Source organism: Micromonospora phaseoli, from assembly GCF_900109115.1.
Taxonomy (GTDB): domain Bacteria; phylum Actinomycetota; class Actinomycetes; order Mycobacteriales; family Micromonosporaceae; genus Micromonospora; species Micromonospora phaseoli.
The window spans coordinates 1,007,647-1,028,152 of the sequence record NZ_FNYV01000001.1; the positions used below are offsets into that span (position 1 = coordinate 1,007,647).

Consider the following 20,506-nt stretch of genomic DNA (forward strand, 5'->3'; position numbering starts at 1 on the left):
GGCAACCGAGTACCACCCTGTCGACCTTGAGCCGATGCTCCTGTCGCAGGGCACGTACGGCATCCGCCGTTCCCGTTCCCGGTTGGACGTGTCGGTACTGCTCGGCATCACCATCGTCCTGCTCTACGTGCTGCCCGGCACCCTGATCGTGCCCAACCTGACCTACGCCGGCCGCCCGGCGCTGCTGCTGGCGCTGCTGCTCTTCGCGTGGTGGTGCCTGGTCCGGCTCAATCCGAGGCTGCTGCTCGTCGGGCCGCAGCCCATCCGCTGGGTGCTCGGCATCTACCTCATCGCGCATCTGATGTCGTACCTGGCCGGCCTGCTGCGTGGCCTGCCCACCCAGGAGGCGAACGCGCAGGACTTCGCGACGCTGCAACTGCTCGAGTTCCTGGGCGTCGCGCTCATCGCCGCCGACGGGATCCGCAACTGGGACCGGCTCAACCGCGTGCTCCAGGTGGCCGTCTGGTGTACCGGGTTCATGGCGATCGTGGGCATCATCCAGGCCGTCTTCAAGTACGACGTCTCGACGCACCTGGTGATCCCGGGCCTGGAGGTCAAGGGCGGTCTGGCGGGCTTCGGGCAGCGCGGCGACGAGGGCCAGTTCCGGGTGGCCGGCACCACGGTCCACTACATCGAGTACAGCGCGGTCATGGCGATGATGGTGCCCTTCGCCATCCACGTGGCCCGGTTCGCCCCGCGACGGGGCCACCGGCAGTTGGCGGCCGTGAGCGCGATGCTCGCGGCCGTGGCCAATCCGATGTCCATCTCCCGCACCGGCATCGTGGCGCTCGGGCTCGCCCTGCTCGTGATGCTGCCCGTCTGGTCGTGGCGGCTGCGGTACACGTTCCTGTTCCTGGGCGCTGGCGCGGTGATGGCGATCATGTTCCTCAAGCCAGGGGTGCTGGGCACGCTCAAGTCGATGTTCCTGAACGTGGGGGTCGACCCGAGCATCGAGGGCCGGACCAACGACTACGAGCTGGTGGGGCACTTCTTCGACCAGCGCCCGTGGTTGGGTCGGGGGCCCCGGACGTTGTTGGCCGACCCGGTGCGCGACACCATTCTGGACAATCAGTGGCTCTACACCCTGGTGACCGGCGGTGTCATCGGCGTGCTCGCCCTGCTCGCCGTGCACGTGGTCAGCATCGCGCTCGCGGTGATCGCGTTCCGTCGAGCGACCCGGGAGGAGGATCGCCACCTCTGCGTGGCCCTCATCTCGGCCCAGGTGGTCGCCGTGGTCGTCGGGGGGACCTTTGACTCGCTCTACTACACGACCTTCGCCATCAGCGTCGCCCTCTTCGTGGGGCTCAGCGGCGCGGTCTGGCGACTGACCCACCCTGCCCGCATCATCCGCACCTCGACCGTTCAGGGACTCGATTGACCAGCATCGTCATCGCCGCGCACAACGAGGCCACGGTCCTCGACCGCTGCCTCGACAGCGTGCTGCGCAACGCCGCCGTGGTGGATCCGGCGCAGGTGATCGTCGTACCGAACGGCTGCTCGGACGAGACCGCGGCGGTGGCCCGCCGTCGCGGCGTCACCGTCGTCGAACTGGCCGAGCCCGGGAAGGCGGCCGCCCTGAATGTCGGTGACGCCGTGGCCGACAGCTTCCCGCGGGTCTACCTCGACGCCGACGTGCTCCTCGACGAGGGCGCCCTCGACGTGCTCACCCGGGAGCTGGACCGCTCCGGCGCGTTGGCGGCCGTGCCGGCCCGGCGGATGGAACTGTCCGGGCGCTCACCGGCGGTGCGCGCCTACTACGCCATCCACTCCCGGCTGCCCGCCGTCGTCGGCGGTCTGTACGGCCGTGGGGTGATCGCGTTGTCCCGGACGGGGCGGGAGAGATTCGGGCAGTTTCCCGCGGAGACCGCCGACGACCTCTTCCTCGATTCCCTCTTCACCGAGCGGGAACGGCTCGTCGTGACCTCGACGTCGGTACGGGTGGAGGCGCCGATCCGCGCCGAGGACCTGATCCGGCGTCTGGTGCGGGTCCGCGCCGGCAATGCCGACCTGCGCGACGCGCTGCCCGGGGTCCGCCGTTCGAACAGGCGCGCGTGGCTGACCGATGTGGTTCTCCGTGCCCCGTGGTTGGCGCCGGCGGCCGTCTGCTACGTCGCGATCACCCTCCTGGCTGCCCGGGGTGCCCGTCGAGCACGGCGCGCCGGCCAGGTCGCCTGGGGCCATGACCGAACGAGTCGAGCCCCCGGTGAAAAAGCCTGACCGGTCGTACGGCAGAACTGGCCGATGCCGCAGGGTGCCGGCCGGCCGCGCGGCGTTAGGCTCCGCCGAAACTGTTTCACACCAGCAGTGCCGACCGTCGTCGGCCGTCGAGGTCGGTCGATTGATCAGTGCCGACGGTAGCAGCCTGACGGCGTTGCGTACAGGTCGGTGTGGGGATGCGTCCGAGGGAGCAACGTCGTGAACACAGAGCAGGGGCGGTGGAGCGACCGTCGTATCGCGTCGTTGGTGTCCACAGTGACCGGTCGTCGGACGCGACGCCGGTTGGCGGGCGCGGTGGCGCTGGTCGTGGCAGCCACGGTGGGTGCCTTCGTGCTGCCCTCCGCCGCCTCCGCCGATCCCTGCAACCCGATGGTCAATCCGGTCGTCTGTGAGAACAGCAAGCCGGGGACCCCCGCTTCGGTGTGGGACATCGACGGGAGTGGTGACCCGTCGATCCAGGGCTTCGCGACCGACATCAGCGTCAACGTGGGCCAGCAGATCGATTTCAAGATCAAGACCGATGCGGCGGCGTACATCGTCGAGATCTACCGGCTCGGCTGGTACGGCGGTGACGGTGCCCGCAAGGTCGCCGAGGTCAGCCCCTCGGCGTCGTTGCCCCAGAACCAGCCCGAGTGCATCACCGACGTCGCCACCGCGCTCTTTGACTGCGGCAACTGGGCCGTCTCCGCGTCCTGGACCGTGCCGTCGACGGCGGTCTCGGGTGTCCACATTGCCCGGCTGCTGCGCCCCGACACCGGCGGGGACAGCCACATCACCTTCGTCGTCCGGCAGGACAGCAGCACCTCGGACCTCTTCTTCCAGACCTCCGACGCGACCTGGCACGCCTACAACAAGTACGGAGGCTCGGACTTCTACTCCGGCGGCGGCTCGGTCGGCCGCGCGTACAAGGTCAGCTACAACCGGCCCTTCGCCACCCGCAACAGCGTCGAGCGACGGGACTTCCTCTTCGGCGCCGAGTACCCGATGATCCGGTTCCTGGAGCGCAACGGGTACGACGTCAGCTACACCACCAACATCGACAGCGACCGGCGCGGTGAGCTGATCCAGAACCATCAGGTGTTCCTCTCCGTCGGGCACGACGAGTACTGGTCAGACGCCCAGCGGGAGAACGTCGAGGCGGCCCGCGACGCCGGCACCCATCTCGCCTTCTTCAGCGGCAACTCGGTGTACTGGAAGACCCGGTACGAGAGCAGCAAGGACGGCACCGACACCGCGTACCGCACCCTGGTCACCTACAAGGAGACCTGGGCCAACGCGAAGATCGACCCATCGGACGAGTGGACCGGCACCTGGCGTGACCCGCGGTTCAGCCCGCCGTCGAACGGCGGCCGGCCGGAGAACGAGCTGATGGGCACCATGTTCATGGTCAACGACGGCGACCTCGCGCTGACCGTGCGGGCCGAGGAGGGCAAGTACCGCCTCTGGCGCCACACCGATCTCACCTCGCTGCCGGCCGGCACGTCCGCCGCCCTCGCGCCGCACACCGTGGGCTACGAGTCCGACGAGGACCTGGACAACGGCTTCCGGCCGCCGGGTCTGATCCGGCTCTCCACCACCACCGGCGAGGTGCCGCAGCGGCTGCAGGACTTCGGCAACCAGGTCGCGCCGGGCGTCACCACCCACCACCTGACCCTGTACCGCGCGGACAGCGGCGCACTGGTCTTCGGCGCCGGCACCATCCAGTACACCTGGGGACTGGACGAGATGCACGACGGGCAGGCCACCCCGACGGACAGCCGGATGCAACAGGCGGTGCTCAACCTCTTCGCCGACATGGGCGTGCAGCCGGCCACCCGGATGAGCGCGCTGGAAGCGACCACGGCGTCGACGGACACCACGGCGCCCACCGTGACGATCTCCACACCCACCGCGGGGGCGACCGTGGCCCGCGGCGCCGAGGTGACGATCACCGGCACCGCCAGCGACGTCGGCGGCCGGGTCGCCGCAGTGGAGGTCTCCACCAACGACGGGGCGAGCTGGCACCCGGCGACGGGCACCACCGCCTGGTCGTACAGCTTCCATGCCGCCGGCCTGACCACGCAGGTGGTGTGGGTCCGCGCGATCGACGACAGCGTGAACACCGGCACCCCGGCGACCCGGGAGTTTCAGCTCACCGGTCCGAACACTTTGTTCGGTCAGCGGGTGCCGAAGCATCCCGCGGTGGACGACGCTGGCGCGGTCGAGCTGGGCGTGCGGTTCACGCCACAGGCCGACGGATTTGTCACGGGTGTGCGGTTCTACAAGGCGGAGGGCAACAACGGCACCCACCTTGGTCGGCTCTGGACCGCCTCCGGGCAACTCCTGGCCGACGGCACCTTCGCGGGCGAGACCGCCACCGGCTGGCAGACCCTCACCTTCGCCGAGCCAGTGCCGGTCAGCGCGGAGCAGAGCTACGTGGCGTCGTACTTCACGCCCACCGGCAACTACGCCTCCGAGGACTGGTTCTTCACCCGCGACTGGACCAGCGGCCCGCTCGTCGCGCCGCTCTCGGCCGCCGGTGCCGGCAATGGTCTGTTCCGGTACGGCTCTTCGGGCGGCTTCCCGAGTGAGTCGTGGGGCGCGTCGAACTACTACGTGGACGTCACCTTCGCGGTCAGCGAGGACCTTCCGCCTTCGGCCACATCCACCACACCGGCCGACAGCTCCGGTGACGTGGAGGTGGACGCCATCCTGTCGGCCGTCTTCTCCAAGACCCTCGACCCCGACAGCATCTCCTTCACCGTCAACAGCAGCAGCACTGTCGTCAGCGGGACCACCGCGTACAACGCCGGCCTGAACAAGGTGACCTTCAACCCGACGACGCCACTGGATCCCGCGACGAGCTACACCGCGACCGTCATGGCCGAGGACACCGAAGGTCGGCCCGGCAGCGTCACCTGGTCGTTCTTCACCACGATCGACAGCGACCTGCATACCCTTTTCGCCACCGACGACGTCCCGGCTACCGCAGCGCACAGCGATCCCGAGGCGGTCGAGTTGGGTGTGACGTTCCGGCCCCGGGTCGACGGCCGGGTGGTGGGCGTCCGCTTCTACCAAGGCGCGGGCAACACCGGAAACCACCCGGTGACGCTCTGGTCCGCTGCTGGCACGCCGTTGCGCACCGCCATCCTGCCGAGTACGACCACGGTGGGTTGGCGCACCGCCTACTTCGCCTCCCCGGTTGAGGTAGCGGCAGGCACCGACTACGTGGCCTCCTACTTCGCGCCCAACGGCTTCTATCCGGGTGACAACGGGTACTTCGACAGCGCTCTGACGGTCGGGCCGCTCGTCGCTCCCGGCGGCGACAACGGCGTCTTCCGATACGGCTCCAGTGGCTTCCCCAACCAGTCACATGCGTCGACGAACTACTGGGTGGACCCGCTCTTCCTGACCGAGGAGGAGTTGCCCCCGGTGGGGCAGCCCGGTTCACCGCCGCCGGGGTCGTACGGGATCTTTGCCCCCACCGACGTGCCGTCGGTCGCGAGTTGGAACGACAACGACGCCGTCGAGGTTGGGATGCGGTTCACCCCGAGCGTTGACGGTGAGGTCTACGGCGTCCGGTTCTACAAGGGACCGAGCAATACCGGCATCCACACCGGGTCGCTCTGGTCGCCCGGGGGCAGTCGGCTGGGCACGGTGACGTTCGACAATGAGACGGCGTCGGGGTGGCAGACCGCGTACTTCCCCGAAGTAGTGCCGGTGAGTGCGGGTACCGAGTACACGATCTCCTACCACACGACGGTCGGACAGTACGCGGTGACCGGCGATGGCCTGGCCGACGAGTTCACTGTCGGACAGTTGACCGTGCCGAATTCTGGTGGCACCTACCGGTATGGTGCTGGTGACCTACGTCCTTCGTCCACGTCCAGCCACAACTACTGGGTCGATATCGTGTTCTCGCCGGAGGGCTAAGTGCGAGTTCTCGTCTGCCTGTACACGATGGAGATCGGCGGCAGTCAGATCAACGCCATCGAAATTGGTGCCGCCGTGTCTAAACGGGGCCATGAGGTAATAATCTATGGCCCCGACGGCGAGTTGCGGGACATGGTTCGCGAACTCGACCTGGAGTTCGTGCAGGCCCCATCCAGGGATTCGCCCCGGCTGTCGATCAGGCATATGAGGGCATTGGCCGACACTGTTCGGTGCCGTCGTGTGGATCTTGTCCACGCGTACGAGGCGGCGCCGATCCTGGATGCCGCCTACGGAACGCACCTGTGGCGGGCGACTCCACTGGTGGGGACCGTCATGTCCATGAGCGTCTCCAAGTATCTCCCCACCCACCTGCCACTGATCGTCGGTACCGCCGAGATCGCCGAGGGCGAGCGGCCGAGGAGGCGTTCGGTCGACCTCCTCGAACCACCGGTCGACACCAAGGCCAACGCTCCTGCCGCGGACAGTACGGCGGCGCGGGCGCAACTCGACATCGCAGACTCCGACATTGCCGTGGTGGTGGTTTCCCGCCTCGTCCCGTCACTCAAGCAGGAGGGGATCCTCGCAGCGGTAGCGGCCGTGCGCATGATCGGTGGAGAGCATCCTGACGTGCGTCTGGTCGTTGTCGGAGACGGGCCGTCTCGCGAGAGCATCCGGCGGGCCGCGGTGCAGACCAACGCGATCCTCGGTCGACAGGCTGTGACTCTGGCTGGCCAGATGTTCGACCCACGCGCTGCCTACGCGGCTGCCGACATCGTGCTCGGCATGGGCGGCTCAGCGCTGCGCGCGTTGGCTTTCGCCAAGCCTGTCGTGGTGCAGGGCGAGCGGGGTTTCTGGGAGTTGGCGACGCCGCAGAGCCTCGACATTTTCCTTCGTCAGGGTTGGTACGGCATCGGCGACGGCTCCGACGGCGCTCCGCGACTGGCCAGCATCCTGGCTGACCTCGCCGCGGCACCTGAGCGGCGGAGGGCGCTGGGCGAGTTCGGCCGGGAGGTGGTTACCACCTACTTCAGTCTTGAGCAGGCGGCGAAACGGCAGGTCGAGATCTACGAAGGTGCGCTGCGGACCAGACAATCTGCCTCGCGGCGATTCATGGCAATGTGTGAGACTTCGGTGCACTATGCCTGGTTTCGGGCGAGGTGGTTGCGGCAGGTCGCGGGACGCTTCCGACGCGGGCGTCCCGTAAGCGGCACCTGATGGCAGCGGGGGCTGTCATGCCGGTGCCGGAAGGCATCGGGGCCAAGGTCAAGAAGGCCCTGGCGTGGAGTCTGCTGAACAACCTTCTCATTCGGCTCGGCAATTTCGCTATCGGTATTATGATTGCCCGAATTGTCGCACCCGAGGAGTTCGGCGCATTCGCAGTGGCGATCACGGTGCAGGCGATCCTAATTGCGCTCGCGGAGATGGGCCTCAGTTCCGACCTGGTGCGAAACGGCCGCATCCGGGAAAGGGCGGGGACGGCGACAATCGTGGCACTCGCCGTCAGTGGTCTGCTCACCATGTGCATGATCCTGACCGCCGGACCAGTGTCGGCGTCGATGGGCGCGGTTGAGGCGCGACCGGTGCTTCAGGTCATGTCGATGACATTGCTCATCAGTGGACTGTCCGTGGTGCCGTACGCGCGCCTGCAGCGCGACTTTCGGCAACGTGCGATGCTCGCGATCGACGGCATCAGCCTGGTGGTGGGCCTGCTGGTGACCGTGGGCTTCGTCTGGCTCGGGCTTGGTGCGATGGCGCTGGCCCTGTCTCGGGTTATCGCGCAGGCAGTCGTCTGCGTCATGCAGTACGGGCTGACCCGGATGCGACCCACCCTCGCCTTCGAGCCCGCCGTTGCCCGTGCCATGTTGGGCTTCGGTACCCCAATCGCTCTCGCCAACGTGTTGTCCTGGCTCGTCATGAATGCGGGCCACCTGGTGGTGGGCAGGCTGTCCGGCGCGTTGATGCTCGGTTTTTATGTGCTGGCGTTCAATATCTCCTCATGGCCGATGAGTGCCTTGGGGCAGGCCATCCGGGCGGTGGCCCTGCCGGGGTTCTCGCACCTGGGCAAAGGCCACGACCGTTCTCGCGTCCTCGCCAACGCCGTCGCACTGACCTGGGCGGTTTCGCTGCTCATTGGCGTGTTGCTTGCTGTGCTGGCGACCGGTGTCGTGTCTGTCGTCTACGGGGATCGGTGGATGGCGGCGTCGACGGCGTTGGCCGGCCTGGCGCTCTTTGGCGCGTTGCGGATAGTATTCGACGTTTTCGCAACGTACCTGATCGCCGAGGGGGCGACGAGGTCGGTGCTGGTGCTACAGGTGCTGTGGTTGGTCGCCCTGCTCCCGGCCCTGGCAGTCGGCGTCAGCCGACACGGTCTTGCCGGTGCCGGCTGGGCACAGACCGTTGTCTCCCTGATCGTGCTGCTGCCCGCCTATCTCGTCGCGCTTCGCCGGGCCGGCGTGCTGTGGGAACCAATGCTGTCTGGTCTCACCGTGCCTCTGCTCGGCGCGGTTCCAGCGGCGCTTGTCGGGTGGTATGTCTACGGGGTGTTGCCAGAGCCGATCGTGGCCCTGCCTGCCGCTGGCTTCGGTGCCACGGCTACCTATCTGCTTGTTCTGGGCCTCTGGTTACGCCGAAAGTTCGGCGCACTCGACCGGCGACGGTCGGGGCCCGTCCCGGAGCCAGCTCAGGCGCAAGGAGGCGCCCGGCAGGAAACGGCAACCGTTGTTCTGACAGAACCGATGCAGACAGTAAGGGAGCGAGCGTGACCGAGCCGGTGAATGCAACTGATCGACGCCGCGGGCGGACCCGGCAGTTGCTGCCAGCGAAGGCATTCGTGAGTCATCCGGTGCCGGAGCTCGCCCCTGGACGGATGGCCAAAGTATCGATCATCATCCCGTGCTACAACTACGCTCGGTTCCTGCCGGACAGTATCGGCAGCACTCTCTCGCAGCAGGGTGTCGAGCCTGAGGTGATCGTAGTCGACGACGCATCGACAGATGACTCAGCCGCGGTGGCGCGAGCGTTCGCTGAGACGGATTCGCGGATCACCCTGATCCAACACAAAACGAACACTAACCACGTCGTCGCGTTCAACGACGGCTACGCGGTAGCGTCCGGTGAGTTCATCGTGCGGCTCGACGCCGACGATCTGCTCGCACCCGGGTCCCTGGCCCGCGCGGTCGCGCTGTTCGACCGTTTCCAGTCGGTGGGGCTCGTCTACGGACATCCCCGGCATTTCGCTACGGCCGACCCGCCGGCCCCGACGAGTGGAGATGCGAGCTGGACGGTCTGGGACGGGGCGGCCTGGCTCGGGGAGCGTTGCCGCCGCGGTTACAACGCCATCACGACGCCTGAGGCGGTTGTCCGGGCGAGCGTGATGAAGGAGATCGGCCCGCTGAGCCTCCGGCTCAGGTTCGCTCAGGACATGGAGATGTGGCTGCGGGTGGCCGCGGTGGCCGATGTCGGTCGGATCAACGGACCAGACCAGGCGTTGCACCGGGACCACGCGAACAGCATGAGCGAGAACGCGGGGCACGGAAAGCTGCTCGACCTTCACGAACGTCGCCTGGTTTTCGAGACCCTCTTCGACGGTCCAGGTGGACGGCTCCCGGACGGCCGGCGGATGCATGACGCTGCCAAGCGTGCGCTGGCAGCAGAGGCGCTCGAAGAGGTGTGCCGCGCCTATGACCGCGGCCGACTCAAGACCGTCGACGTGGACGACTTTGTGCACTTCGCGAAGGAGACATTCCCGGACGCCTCGCAGTTGCCGGAGTGGCGGGCGATGACGTTACGGCGGCGAGTCGGTGCCACTATGGCACCCTTCCTGCCCAACGCCTACGTCCGGATCGCGCGGCGCCGGTTAGCTCATGAGTCGCGTCGCCGTCAGTTAGCTCAGCTGGGTCTGTAGAGCCGGTGCTGGGCAGTGCTTGACCGTTTCGGTCCGGCTCGGTCCGTGGCCCATCCCTGTCGGCTGTTCACCGCCCTCCGACGGCCCCGGCGACGGCGATCAGCGACTTCGGCAGCCCCGCCAGCCGTTCGGTCAGGATCCGCGAAGCGGGGAACAGCAGCCGCATCTGGGTGTAGTCCACCAGATCCGTCCACAACACCTCCCGCACCGCCTCGTCCCGCGTCCTGGGGCGGGTGTGCGCGAGGGGCCACCGCCGGGCCAGGCGGGCGCGGGCCGACACCGGCAGGTACTGCATGCCGGGGGCGATCCAGTGGGGCTCGATTGGAAAATGCCGGTACGGGGTCTGAATCCAGTGCCGGTCGGCGAGTTGGTGTACCGCTTCGGCGAACCTCTCGCGTCGCTCGTGGCCGCCCACGTGTTCGAGCACGGAGTTGCTGAACACGAGGTCGTAGCGGCGGGCAGCGATCCGGTCGGGCAACTGGCAGGCGTCGCCGTGGTCGACTTCGGCCCAGTCGGGTAGGTCGGCGGGCGCTGTCTCCAGGTTGACGACGTGCACGTGGGCAGGCCGTACTGAAGTGTGCTGCCAGGTGTCGATCCTGCCGCCGAGGTCGACGACGGTCATGTCGGCCAGGTCGGGAAATGTGTCGGCCAGCCAGCGGGCGCGTCTGGCACGGCGGCGTCCGCCCCAGGATTGATCCGTGTCCACGAGAAGGCTTCGGAGTCGGGGCATGGCGGCGAGATTACCGCCACGGCTGATCTCTCAGCACCCACCGCTGTGGTGGGTCGCCCACCCGGTCGTGTTGCGGCTGCCGCCCGGGTGGATGAGTGCACGAACGCCGCCGCCCGGTCAGCCGCAGCGGACCAGGGGTTTGACCTCGCTTAGTACTCGGCCGGCGGTCCAGTCGTACCGGACCGTGGCGTTTCCGCTCCAGGTGCCGACTTTCCGACAGTCGATGTCGACCGGTCCGTAGGCGTACGAGTCGTGCACGATCTTGTTGCCGGTGATAGCCGGGAACCAGCCGCCACTGGCGCGCAGCGAGTAGCTGCCGCCGGCCAGCAGGTTGTCGCGGATCGTCCCGCCGTCGTTGTCCTGGTCCGGGACGAAGATGGGCGCGGTGGGACAGTCGTCGAGGCGCTGGTCGATGGTGTTGTGCCGGAGCACGACGGTCGGGCCGCCGTAGCCCTGGACACCGTCACCGTGCGGATCCACACTCCGACACATGCCGGGCGGCACGGCCAGGCGGGCGTACGAGTCCTCGATCGTCACCGGCCCGGCGCCGGCGTACACCTTCGCCCCGACCCGCCAGCCTTCCATCCGGTTGACCACCTTGCACCGGCGGCAGGTGTAGTTGGCCACCCCGAACGCGTAGAGCTGGTTGGTGGAGTACTGCTGTCCGGGCGGATTGACCACCTCGGAGTCCTCGATCAGCATCCGGCCGTAGATGCGGTCGCCGACGAAGTTGTCGACGGTGCCGTACAGCCGCGTGCGGCGGATGACCACGTTCTCCGCCTTTACCAGGATGCTCCCGGTGACCAGGTGATCCGCCAGCACGGTGCCGGCCCGGGTGATGACCAGGTCGCCCTGGTGCCGCACCTTGGGTGTCCAGCCGGCCGGCACCCCCGTGCAGGCGGCGGTGGGATAGCCCGGCAACGCGCAGCCCCGGCTGGCACTCGGCGGCGGGGTGGGGCTCGGGGGTGAGGTGGGGCTCGGCGCCGAAGTGAGGCTCGGCGACGAGGTGGGACGGGGTGACGGGATGGGTGTCGGCACCGGTGTGGACGCGCTCGGCGGTGGCGGCTGGCGGCTCGCGGCGTACGAGTTGACCGCCAGTGCCCCGGACGTCGCGAGCAGCACCGCGAGGGCGCCGACGACGGTGAGCCTGCGGTTGCGGCGGTTCCCATGTCTGGGCTTCATGGTGCACTCCTCGCGGTTCGGGCTCCGCGCGCCTGAGGGCGCGGTCCGGACCGGTGTGTCGTCCCGGCGGGGCCGGGCGGGGCAGCGGGCAAGGACGGGACGGTCGAGAACATGACCCGGTTGGGACGGGTTGATCCCGCGTCCGTCGGAAAACGGCCGGCCGGCCGGTCCGGTTACGGGCGACGACTGACGGATATCCGGCGCACCGGCGGTCCGGTCACCCGTACGCGAGGTATCTTCTGCGCAGCCCTCCGCCGGGCCGGCTGTCCGGCCGGAACCAGCCACGGCAGGTCGGGGCCGTGCATGTCGGACGTTCGAGGGAGTCTGCGGTGGTGGACCGGAATCCTGCTCCGGGCCGGACGACCTGAATGGGAGTCCGGGTTGAGCCCATCACCGAGTCGTGGGTGAGGGCGGCAGGACAGTTCCTCCATAGCCACCTCAACGGCCGAGTCGCCGTCCAGGCCTGGGTACGCGCGGCCGATGTGCCGTGGAAGGTCGACGCCCCGAACCACGGCATGCTGCTACGCACCGACGACGGGCAGGTGGTCGGCGTGCTGCTCGCCTTCTACTCCGAACGGATGGTGGCCGGGCGTACGGAGCGCTTCTGCAACCTCGGTGCCTGGTGCGTGCTGCCGGAGTTTCGATTTCACAGCCTCAAGCTGCTGCGGGCGCTGCTGGCCCAGCCCGGCTACCACTTCACCGACCTCTCGCCGAGCAGCAACGTGGTGCCGATCAACGAACGGCACGGATTCCGTTTCCTGGACACCACCACCACGCTGACGCCGAACCTGCCCTGGCCGTCGCTGCCCGGCCGCCGTCGGGTCAGCGCCGACCCGGAGGTGATCCGGCGGACCCTGACCGGGCCCGAGCTGGCGCACTACCTGGACCACGCCCAGGCCCCGGCGGCCCGACACGTCGTGCTGGTCGACGGCGACGAACGGTGCTACCTGGTGTTCCGTCGGGACCGCCGCAAGCGGTTGCCGCTGTTCGCGTCGATCCTGTACGTCAGCAACCCCGCCCTGTTCCGCCGGATGCACCGGATGGTGCTCCGCCACCTGCTGGTGCGGCACGGCGCGCTCGCGACCCTGGCGGAACTGCGGGTGGTCGGTGACCGCCCACCGCTGTCGGTGCTGCTGCCCGACACCCGGCGCAAGATGTTCCGCAGCGACAGCCTCGACCCCGACGACGTCGACTACCTCTACAGCGAGCTGGTCTGCCTCAGCTGGTGACCGATGCCCCGACGAGAGGGACCAACCCCCGAGATGCGTACTTCACTTCACCAGCTCGTCGCCGACGCGGCCACCCGGCGCGGCGACGCGCCGGCGCTGACCTACAAGCAGGAGACGGTCAGCTACGCGCAGCTGTGGCAGGGGGTGGCCGCGGTGGGCGCGGGCCTGGGCCGGCTCGGCGTCACGCACGGCGACCGGGTGGCGGTCTGGACGGAGAAGCGGATCGAGGCGGTCGAGGCGATCTTCGGGACCGCCGCCGCCGGCGCCGTCTTCGTGCCGGTCAACCCGCTGCTGCGGCCCCGGCAGGTCGGCCACATCCTGGCCGACTGCGCGGTGCGGGTGCTGGTCACCACCCCGGAACGGTACGCGCTGCTGCGCGACGAGCTGGAGCAGGCCAAGTCGGTCGAGCACGTGGTGCTGGTCGGTGCTGCGGGCAGTCCGCCGGCCGGCCGGCCGGCGGTCACCACCTGGGCGGCGCTGCGGGATGCCGATCCGCTCCCGCCGCAGCGCTCCGGTGTCGACGTCGACGTGGCGGCCATCCTCTACACCTCCGGCAGCACCGGCAAGCCGAAGGGCGTCGTGCTCTCGCACCGCAACCTGCTCGCCGGGGCGGAGAGTGTCAGCCACTACCTGGACAACTCCGCCGACGACGTGATCCTGGCGGCGTTGCCGCTCAGCTTCGACGCCGGGTTCAGCCAGCTCACCACGGCCTTCACCGTCGGGGCCCACGTGGTGCTGATGAACTACCTGCTGCCGGCGGAGGTGGTGCGGCTCTGCGCCCGACACCGCGTCACCGGGCTGACCTGCGTACCGCCCCTGTGGTTGCAGCTGGCCGGTCAGCGCTGGCCGGCGGATGCCACAGCCGGCCTGCGGTACTTCGCCAGCACCGGTGGGCGGATGCCGAAGGCCACCCTGGACAGGCTGCGCGCGATCTTCCCGACCGCCCTGCCGTACCTGATGTACGGGCTGACCGAGGCGTTCCGTTCCACCTACCTCGACCCGTCCGAGGTCGACCGCAGGCCGGACTCGATCGGCCGGGCGATCCCCAACGCGGAGATTCTCGTGCTCCGCCCCGACGGCACCTGCTGCGCACCGGGGGAGCAGGGCGAGCTGGTACACCGGGGGGCACTGGTGGCCCTCGGCTACTGGAACGATCCGGCCCGCACCGCGCAGCGGTTCCGCCCGGTGCCCGGCCGGCCCGGTGAGCTGCTGCCGGAACCGGCGGTCTGGTCCGGCGACACCGTCGTGCGTGACGAGGAGGGGTTCCTCTACTTCGTCGGTCGGGCCGACGAAATGATCAAAACGTCCGGGTACCGGGTCAGCCCCACCGAGATCGAGGAGGTCGCCTACGACAGCGGCCTCGTCGGGGACGCGGTGGCCCTCGGCCTGCCCGATCAGTCGCTCGGCCAGCGGGTGGTGCTGGTGGCGAGCCCACCCGAGGGCGGCGACCTCGACCCGGCCACGCTGCTCGCCGCCCTCAAACGGGAGCTGCCTCCGTACCTGCTGCCCCGCGAGGTCGTGGTGCGGCCCGCGCTGCCCCGATCGCCCAACGGCAAGTTCGACCGCAACCTGCTACGCCAGGAGTTGACCTCGTGACCAACCACCCCGCCGCGGCCTTCGCCCGCGACGCCGGCCGCCTCGCCGTGGGCGGCGTGCCGGTCGACCGCCTCGCCGACCGCGTCGGCGGCACGCCCTTCTTCGCGTACGACCGGGGTCTGCTCACCGGGCGGGTGCAGCTCCTGCGCACGGTGCTGCCCAGCGAGGTGCAGCTCAGCTATGCGGTGAAGGCGAACCCGATGCCCGCCGTGGTGCAGCACCTCGCCGGGCTGGTGGACTCCTTCGACGTCGCCTCCGCCCTGGAGATGCGGACCGCCCTCGACACCCCGATGCCGGCTGACCGGGTGAGTTTCGCCGGCCCCGGCAAGACCGACGCGGAGCTTCGCCAGGCCATCGCGGCCGGCGTGACCATCGAGATGGAATCCGAGAACGAGGCCGACCGGGTCACCGCCCTGGGCCGGCTGCTCGGGATCCGGCCGCGGGTCGCGGTGCGGATCAACCCGGACTTCTCGGTCAAGGGTTCCGGCATGCGCCTCGGTGGCGGGCCACAACAGTTCGGGGTGGACTCCGAGCGGGTACCGGCGTTGCTGAAGGAACTGGCGAACGCCGACGTCGAGCTCCTCGGCTTCCATGTCTTCGCCGGTTCACAGAACCTGCGCGCCGACAGCATCTGTGAGGCACAGCGCCGCATCGTCGAGCTGTCGATCCGGTTGGCCGAGGAGTCCCCGCTGCCGGTGCGCTACCTCAACCTGGGCGGCGGCTTCGGCATCCCGTACACCGACCGGGACCAGCCGTTGGACCTCGACACCATCGGGACGAACCTCGCCGACCTGGTTCGCGGGCCGATCCGGCAGGCGCTGCCCGACGCCCGGGTCGTCATCGAACTCGGCCGCTACCTCGTCGGCGAGTGCGGCGTCTACGTCACCCGGGTGGTCGACCGCAAGATCTCCCGGGGACGCACGTACCTGGTGGTGGACGGCGGGCTGCACCACCAACTCGCCGCCTCCGGCAATTTCGGCCAGGCGATCCGCCGCAACTACCCGATCGCGGTGGCCGAGCGGATCGACGCCGAGCCGACCGAGACGGTGACCGTCGTCGGTTGCCTCTGCACCCCACTGGACCTGCTCGGTGACGCGGTGACGTTGCCGAGGGCGGACGTCGGCGACCTGATCGTCCTGTTCCAGGCCGGCGCCTACGGCCTCACCGCCAGCCCGACCGCCTTCCTCAGTCACCCGGCTCCGGCCGAGGTGCTGGTCTGATCGCCGCAGAACAAGGAGAGATTGTGGACGTCACCTACGCGGAAACCCTCGACGAGGTCCGGGAGGTCGTGGTCTCGGTGCTCGGCATCGAGGATCGGGCCGCCACGCTGGACGCGTCGACGCCGCTGCTGGACAGCCTGCCGGAGCTGGACTCGATGGCCGTCGTCGAACTGGTCGCGGCGCTGGAGGAGCGGTTCGGGTTCACCCTCGACGACGGTGACCTGACCACCGAGCTCTTCGAGACGCTCGGCAGCCTGGCCGCCTTCGTCGCCGACCGCCGCCCGTAGCGGCCGGGCCAGACGTGCCGCAACCAACGGAACCGAGTCGCGGTGGCCCCCCGGCCGCCCCGCGTCACCGTCGACGCGCACCGGTGGCGCTCGGCGCCGCCCTCACCGCGCTGGTCGCCATCGCCGTCGGCGGCGCGGTCGCGGCATCCCGGATGGCCGACCGCGACGCCGATCCGGCCGCCGCGACCGGCGGAACCCCCGACCCGGCGGTGCCGAGCGCGTCGTTGCCGGAGCCGTCGTCACCGGCGCCCGGCGCCAGCGCCGGACTCGGTACCCGCCCCAACCCGTCGGCCAGCGTCACGGCCAGCGCCAAGGCGTCGGCCGCCGCATCGTCGGCCAGCGCCGCCCTGACGGGCTTCCCGGGGGCCGGCAACACCGGAGTGCCCGCCGGCGTCCAGCTCGCCCGGTACTCGGGGCCCTGCACGATCACCAAGGCCGGCACCGTGATCGACAAGCGGCACGTCAGCTGCTCGCTGCTGATCAAGGCGAAGGACGTGGTGATCAGATCCAGTCGGGTCGACGGCGCCATCCGGCTGGAGGGCGGCAGCTACTCGGTGCGCATCGAGGACGCCGAGATTGACGGAGGGCAGGATCAGGTACCCGCCGTCGGCTTCGAGAACGTCACCGTGCTGCGCTCCGAACTCCGGGGCGGCCAGGCCAGCGTCAACTGCTACCGCAACTGCCACGTGCAGGACTCCTGGCTGCACAGCCAGCACCTGCCCGACGGCGGGGACTGGCACCTCAACGCCTTCCTGTCCAACGGCGGCAGCGATATCCGGCTGGTGCACAACACCCTCTCCTGCGACCAGCCCAACAACGCAGCCGGCGGCGGCTGCACGGCCAACGCGTCCATCTTCGGCGACTTCGGACCCAACACGAACTACACCATCCAGGACAACCTCTTCGTCGCCTCCGCGCAGATGTCGTACTGCTTCTACGGCGGCTTCGACGAGCACAAGGACTACGGCACGCAGGTCAGCGGGATCGTGGTCACCGGCAACGTCTTCCAGCGCGGCAAGAACGGCAAGTGCGGCGGGTACGGGCCGGCGACGTCCTGGGCCCGCTCGGCGCCGGGCAACGTCTGGCGGGGCAACGTGTGGAGCGACGGCAAGCCACTGCCACCGGACTAGACCCTGTCCGGGGCGTTGCTCGAAACCAGTGGCACCGCGCCGCCGTGCGCCATTACCGTGCTGCCGAACCAGGTCGTCTAGTGAAGGACGAGCCGTTGTACACCCTGTGAGACCTCCCGAGCGCTGATTTGTCGCGCGTCGCGCCTGTGCGCCGCGCTCCTTCTTGCTGCGGACTTCTCACTGAAACCGGTGTACTTCTGTGCTCGAAAACTGGATAGTCGTGCCCACCTGCCTGCCGCTCGTTCGCCGCCGTTGCCACGCGTGCGCATCCGAGCGTTTCCGGGCAAGCGGCAAATTTCGCGTCAACGCAAACCACAAACTCATCGACGCCTGGCTCCTCGCGCTCTGCACCGCCTGCGGGGAAACAGCAAAGCTCACGGTCCTGGAGCGAACGACCGTCCGCTCCGTACGACCCGATCTGCTGGACCGGCTGCATGACAACGACCCTGGCCTGACAACCGAGCTGCTCCAGGACCCGGCCGTGCGGCGCCGAAATCGCATCGCCCTCGACTGGGACGGCGCCTGGCACCTGGACACCGGCGGATCGGATCACCTGGACCGCGAGGTGATCGACGTCTCGGTCTACTTCGCGGCGCGGATCCCTGTCCGGCCGGTGCGACTGATCGCTGAAGGTTGCGCTCTTTCACGGGCCGAGGTCGAGAGACTGATCACGGAGGGGAAACTCGTTTCGGCAGTCCGGCTGAGCGGCAGGCTCTCCGGCGACTTCACCTTCACGCTCAAGCGCTGAGCCCTCCCGGGATCACGGGCCTGTCCGGCATGACCCGCCGGGCAGGCCCGGCACCACCGCCTCAGCGCACCACCGCCGGCGACCAGGCGTCGGCCACCAGCAGGCGCGGCTCCCCGCTGCCATCGGCCGGCACGGCCCAGACGTCGCTGGAGGCCGAGGCCGCGTCGGCTCGCGGCAGCCCGTACAGCACCGTGTCGTCATCGAGCCACTCGACCTGGTCGTCCACGCTGCGGACCTCGCTGAGCAGGGTCTGGACGCCGGTCGTCAGGTCGTACACCGCCAGCCGCCAGCGGCCCGGCGGCAGATCGCCGCGCTTCTTGAAGGCCACCCGGGTGCCGTCCGGCGACAGCGACGGGCACTCCACGTCGGAGTGCAGCGCCGTCACCGTCCGGCGAGCCAGGCTGCCCTCGACCAGCCAGGTCCGACCACCCGAGGCGGCGGTGGCGTAGAAGCGGTCATCGTCGGCGAAGGTGACGCCCCACAGGTTCTTGTCGATCGCGGTGACCGTCCGGCCGTCGACGACGAGTTTGAACTGCTCGATGTCGCCCACCACCGCACCGCCGGCTCGGGTGACCACGGTGCGGGTGGAGAACTGGCCCGGGTTTGCGTACGAGTCACCGGAGACGAAGCTGGTGGTGGCGACCAGCGAACCGTCGGCAGACAGCCGGGTGCGGCTCGGTACCCCGGTCAGCGGCAGGTCCTGGGTCGGCCGCCAGTCGGCGTCGAGCAGCCGGGCGGAGTACGTCGTGAGGATGCCGCGTTCGGCGGAGAGGCAGACGGCACGGTCAGCGGTGGCGTACACCCGCTCGCAGGAGACCGGGGTGAACGTCCGGGGCCCGCCGGGTGCGCTAAGCGGCACCACCGCGACACGTCCGTACTGCGCGCCGAGGGCGGTGCTGCGGAACACCAGGTGCGGTTGCCCGCGTAACGGTTCGAGCGCGCCCCCGGTGGCCACCGGTGTGGCCGCCGCCTCAACGCTGACCTGGGTGTGCCGTACCCGCCACACGTAGCCGGCGGCCCCGACGACCGCGAGCAGCGCGACGGTGCCGAGCACCGCCAGTCGGACCCGCAGGCTCATCGCGCCACCTCGTTGCTCATCGCTCATGCCGTGGCCTCGTCCCGCTCGACGTCGCGCAACAGCCGGGCGGCCACCGGCACCGCGACGGCGAGCAGCCCCGCGAACAGCAGCAGCGACCACTGCGGCCCCTGCAGGCTCCAGAGCAGGCCGAACAGCAGCGAGGAGCCGAACCGGGCGAGCACCACCACGGTCTGCGCGGCGGCGATGCCGCTGCCCCGGGTCTGCGCCGAGACCAGCCGGCTGACCAGCGCGGGCAGCACCCCGTCGGTGGCCGCGTAGTAGACGCCGAGGCAGAGCAGCACGGCGAGGGTGAGGCTCAGGCCGCCCGACGGCAACGCCGCCAGCAGGTAACAGGCGAGCAGCGCGCCGTGCCCGGCGACCAGGACGCGGCCCCGTCCGAAGCGGTCGGCGAGCCTGCCCAGCGGCACGGCCAGCCCGAGGTAGGCGACGCTGGTGCCGACGTACAACAGCGGGAACCAGGTGGCCGCGAAGTCGTCGCGGTCCTGCAGCGCCAGGTAGAGAAAGCCGTCGCCGACGGTGACCAGACCGAGCAGACCGGCCGCGAGCAGCGGGCGACGCAACCGTCGGCCGCCGACCTCGGCGGCCACCCGCCGCAGACCCAACCGGGCACCCCGGCTCGCGGTACGCAGGTTGGGCACGAAGAGGACCAGCACCGCCAGGCCCAGCACGGCGACGGCGAACGAGACCACGAAGACCGAGTCGTAGCTGCCCGGCACGGTGGCCAGCAGGGCGAAGGCGACCAGCGGTCCGAGTGCCGCCCCGAACGTGTCGAGCGCCCGGTGCACCCCGAACGAGCGGCCGAGCATGCTCGGCTCGGATGCCTCGGCGATCAACGCGTCCCGGGGCGCGGTGCGTAGCCCCTTGCCGAGCCGGTCGGCGGTGATGACCGCGGTGATCGCGGCGAAGCCGGCGGCCGGCAGCAACGCGATCCGGCTCAACGCCGAGGTCCCGTAGCCGAGCACCGCCACCCACTTCGGCTGCCCGCCCCGGTCACCGGCGTAGCCGCCGGCGAGCCGGACGAACGCGCTGACCCCCTGGTAGATCCCGTCCAGAAAGCCGTACGCGATCGGGCTGAGCCCGACCACGGCGGTGAGGTAGAGGGGCAGGATCGAGGCCACCATCTCCGAGGAGACGTCGGTCAGCAGGCTGACGACGCCCAGCAGGAGCACGGTGCTGGAGACCCGGCGACCTACGCCCCGGTTGCCCGTTCCGTCGGAGTGGGGTCGGTTCCGCACTGACACGTACACGATCC

Annotated in this window: 16 protein-coding genes; 12 read left to right on the forward strand and 4 right to left on the reverse strand. The window is 69.5% G+C overall.

Annotated features, from left to right (window positions below; all coding sequences use genetic code 11):
• Positions 1-34: 34 nt before the first annotated feature.
• From BMY89_RS04665 to BMY89_RS04690, 6 genes are all read left to right on the forward strand, one after another.
• Positions 35-1,378, forward strand: a complete 1,344-nt coding sequence (locus tag BMY89_RS04665; RefSeq protein WP_092375149.1) for an O-antigen ligase family protein — start codon at positions 35-37, stop codon at positions 1,376-1,378.
• Entirely contained in the window at positions 1,375-2,217 is an 843-nt protein-coding gene (locus BMY89_RS04670; RefSeq protein WP_092375152.1) for a glycosyltransferase family 2 protein, read from the forward strand. Before BMY89_RS04665 ends, BMY89_RS04670 begins: the two co-directional genes overlap by 4 nt.
• A gap of 198 nt (positions 2,218-2,415) precedes the next feature.
• Positions 2,416-6,129: a DUF4082 domain-containing protein gene (locus BMY89_RS04675; RefSeq protein ID WP_170147602.1), complete on the forward strand. Its 3,714-nt coding sequence runs from the start codon at positions 2,416-2,418 to the stop codon at positions 6,127-6,129.
• On the forward strand, positions 6,130-7,344 hold the full coding sequence (locus tag BMY89_RS04680) for a glycosyltransferase family 4 protein (protein ID WP_092375155.1): 1,215 nt from the start codon (positions 6,130-6,132) through the stop codon (positions 7,342-7,344).
• Entirely contained in the window at positions 7,344-8,891 is a 1,548-nt protein-coding gene (locus BMY89_RS04685; protein ID WP_092375158.1) for an oligosaccharide flippase family protein, read from the forward strand. The genes BMY89_RS04680 and BMY89_RS04685 overlap by 1 nt, the downstream gene beginning before the upstream one ends.
• Positions 8,888-10,033, forward strand: a complete 1,146-nt coding sequence (locus BMY89_RS04690) for a glycosyltransferase family 2 protein (RefSeq protein WP_139217897.1) — start codon at positions 8,888-8,890, stop codon at positions 10,031-10,033. The genes BMY89_RS04685 and BMY89_RS04690 overlap by 4 nt, the downstream gene beginning before the upstream one ends.
• 67 nt (positions 10,034-10,100) lie before the next feature.
• Here BMY89_RS04690 and BMY89_RS04695 read toward each other — a convergent pair whose 3' ends face one another.
• Positions 10,101-10,763 carry a class I SAM-dependent methyltransferase gene (locus BMY89_RS04695; RefSeq protein WP_092375164.1) on the reverse strand — a complete coding sequence of 221 codons (663 nt, stop codon included), beginning with the start codon at positions 10,761-10,763 and terminating at the stop codon, positions 10,101-10,103.
• 117 nt (positions 10,764-10,880) lie between these two features.
• Positions 10,881-11,945, reverse strand: coding sequence for a hypothetical protein (locus tag BMY89_RS04700; RefSeq protein WP_139217898.1), 1,065 nt, complete (start codon positions 11,943-11,945; stop codon positions 10,881-10,883).
• A gap of 404 nt (positions 11,946-12,349) precedes the next feature.
• Here BMY89_RS04700 and BMY89_RS04710 point away from each other — a divergent pair, with 404 nt between their 5' ends.
• The 6 genes from BMY89_RS04710 (at position 12,350) to BMY89_RS04735 (ending at position 18,155) form a co-directional block, all read left to right on the forward strand.
• Positions 12,350-13,174: a hypothetical protein gene (locus tag BMY89_RS04710; RefSeq protein ID WP_198413954.1), complete on the forward strand. Its 825-nt coding sequence runs from the start codon at positions 12,350-12,352 to the stop codon at positions 13,172-13,174.
• Between the two features lie 33 nt (positions 13,175-13,207).
• Positions 13,208-14,770 (forward strand): acyl-CoA ligase (AMP-forming), exosortase A system-associated, encoded by a 1,563-nt coding sequence (locus tag BMY89_RS04715; RefSeq protein WP_092375173.1) that lies wholly within the window; start codon positions 13,208-13,210, stop codon positions 14,768-14,770.
• Positions 14,767-15,990, forward strand: a complete 1,224-nt coding sequence (locus tag BMY89_RS04720; RefSeq protein ID WP_092375176.1) for a pyridoxal-dependent decarboxylase, exosortase A system-associated — start codon at positions 14,767-14,769, stop codon at positions 15,988-15,990. Before BMY89_RS04715 ends, BMY89_RS04720 begins: the two co-directional genes overlap by 4 nt.
• Before the next feature lie 23 nt (positions 15,991-16,013).
• Positions 16,014-16,277 carry an acyl carrier protein gene (locus BMY89_RS04725; protein WP_092375179.1) on the forward strand — a complete coding sequence of 88 codons (264 nt, stop codon included), beginning with the start codon at positions 16,014-16,016 and terminating at the stop codon, positions 16,275-16,277.
• Positions 16,278-16,360: 83 nt separating this feature from the next.
• Entirely contained in the window at positions 16,361-17,407 is a 1,047-nt protein-coding gene (locus BMY89_RS04730; RefSeq protein ID WP_092375182.1) for a hypothetical protein, read from the forward strand.
• A gap of 199 nt (positions 17,408-17,606) precedes the next feature.
• Positions 17,607-18,155, forward strand: a complete 549-nt coding sequence (locus BMY89_RS04735) for a DUF1062 domain-containing protein (RefSeq protein WP_092375185.1) — start codon at positions 17,607-17,609, stop codon at positions 18,153-18,155.
• Between the two features lie 61 nt (positions 18,156-18,216).
• Here the strand turns inward: BMY89_RS04735 and BMY89_RS04740 are convergent, their stop codons facing one another.
• Together BMY89_RS04740 and BMY89_RS04745 are read right to left on the reverse strand one after the other, a co-directional pair.
• Entirely contained in the window at positions 18,217-19,260 is a 1,044-nt protein-coding gene (locus BMY89_RS04740; RefSeq protein ID WP_198413955.1) for a TolB family protein, read from the reverse strand.
• Positions 19,257-20,489, reverse strand: a complete 1,233-nt coding sequence (locus tag BMY89_RS04745) for an MFS transporter (RefSeq protein WP_232521047.1) — start codon at positions 20,487-20,489, stop codon at positions 19,257-19,259. The genes BMY89_RS04740 and BMY89_RS04745 overlap by 4 nt, the downstream gene beginning before the upstream one ends.
• Positions 20,490-20,506 lie beyond the last annotated feature (17 nt).

Bases quoted from the DNA above. Each gene is read 5' to 3' on its own strand.
- BMY89_RS04665 (WP_092375149.1), top strand. From the start codon at position 35: ATGCTCCTGTCGCAGGGCACGTACGGCATCCGCCGTTCCCGTTCCCGG.
- BMY89_RS04685 (WP_092375158.1), top strand. From the start codon at position 7,344: ATGGCAGCGGGGGCTGTCATGCCGGTGCCGGAAGGCATCGGGGCCAAG.
- BMY89_RS04695 (WP_092375164.1), bottom strand. From the start codon at position 10,763: ATGCCCCGACTCCGAAGCCTTCTCGTGGACACGGATCAATCCTGGGGC.
- BMY89_RS04700 (WP_139217898.1), bottom strand. From the start codon at position 11,945: ATGAAGCCCAGACATGGGAACCGCCGCAACCGCAGGCTCACCGTCGTC.
- BMY89_RS04715 (WP_092375173.1), top strand. From the start codon at position 13,208: ATGCGTACTTCACTTCACCAGCTCGTCGCCGACGCGGCCACCCGGCGC.
- BMY89_RS04740 (WP_198413955.1), bottom strand. From the start codon at position 19,260: ATGAGCGATGAGCAACGAGGTGGCGCGATGAGCCTGCGGGTCCGACTG.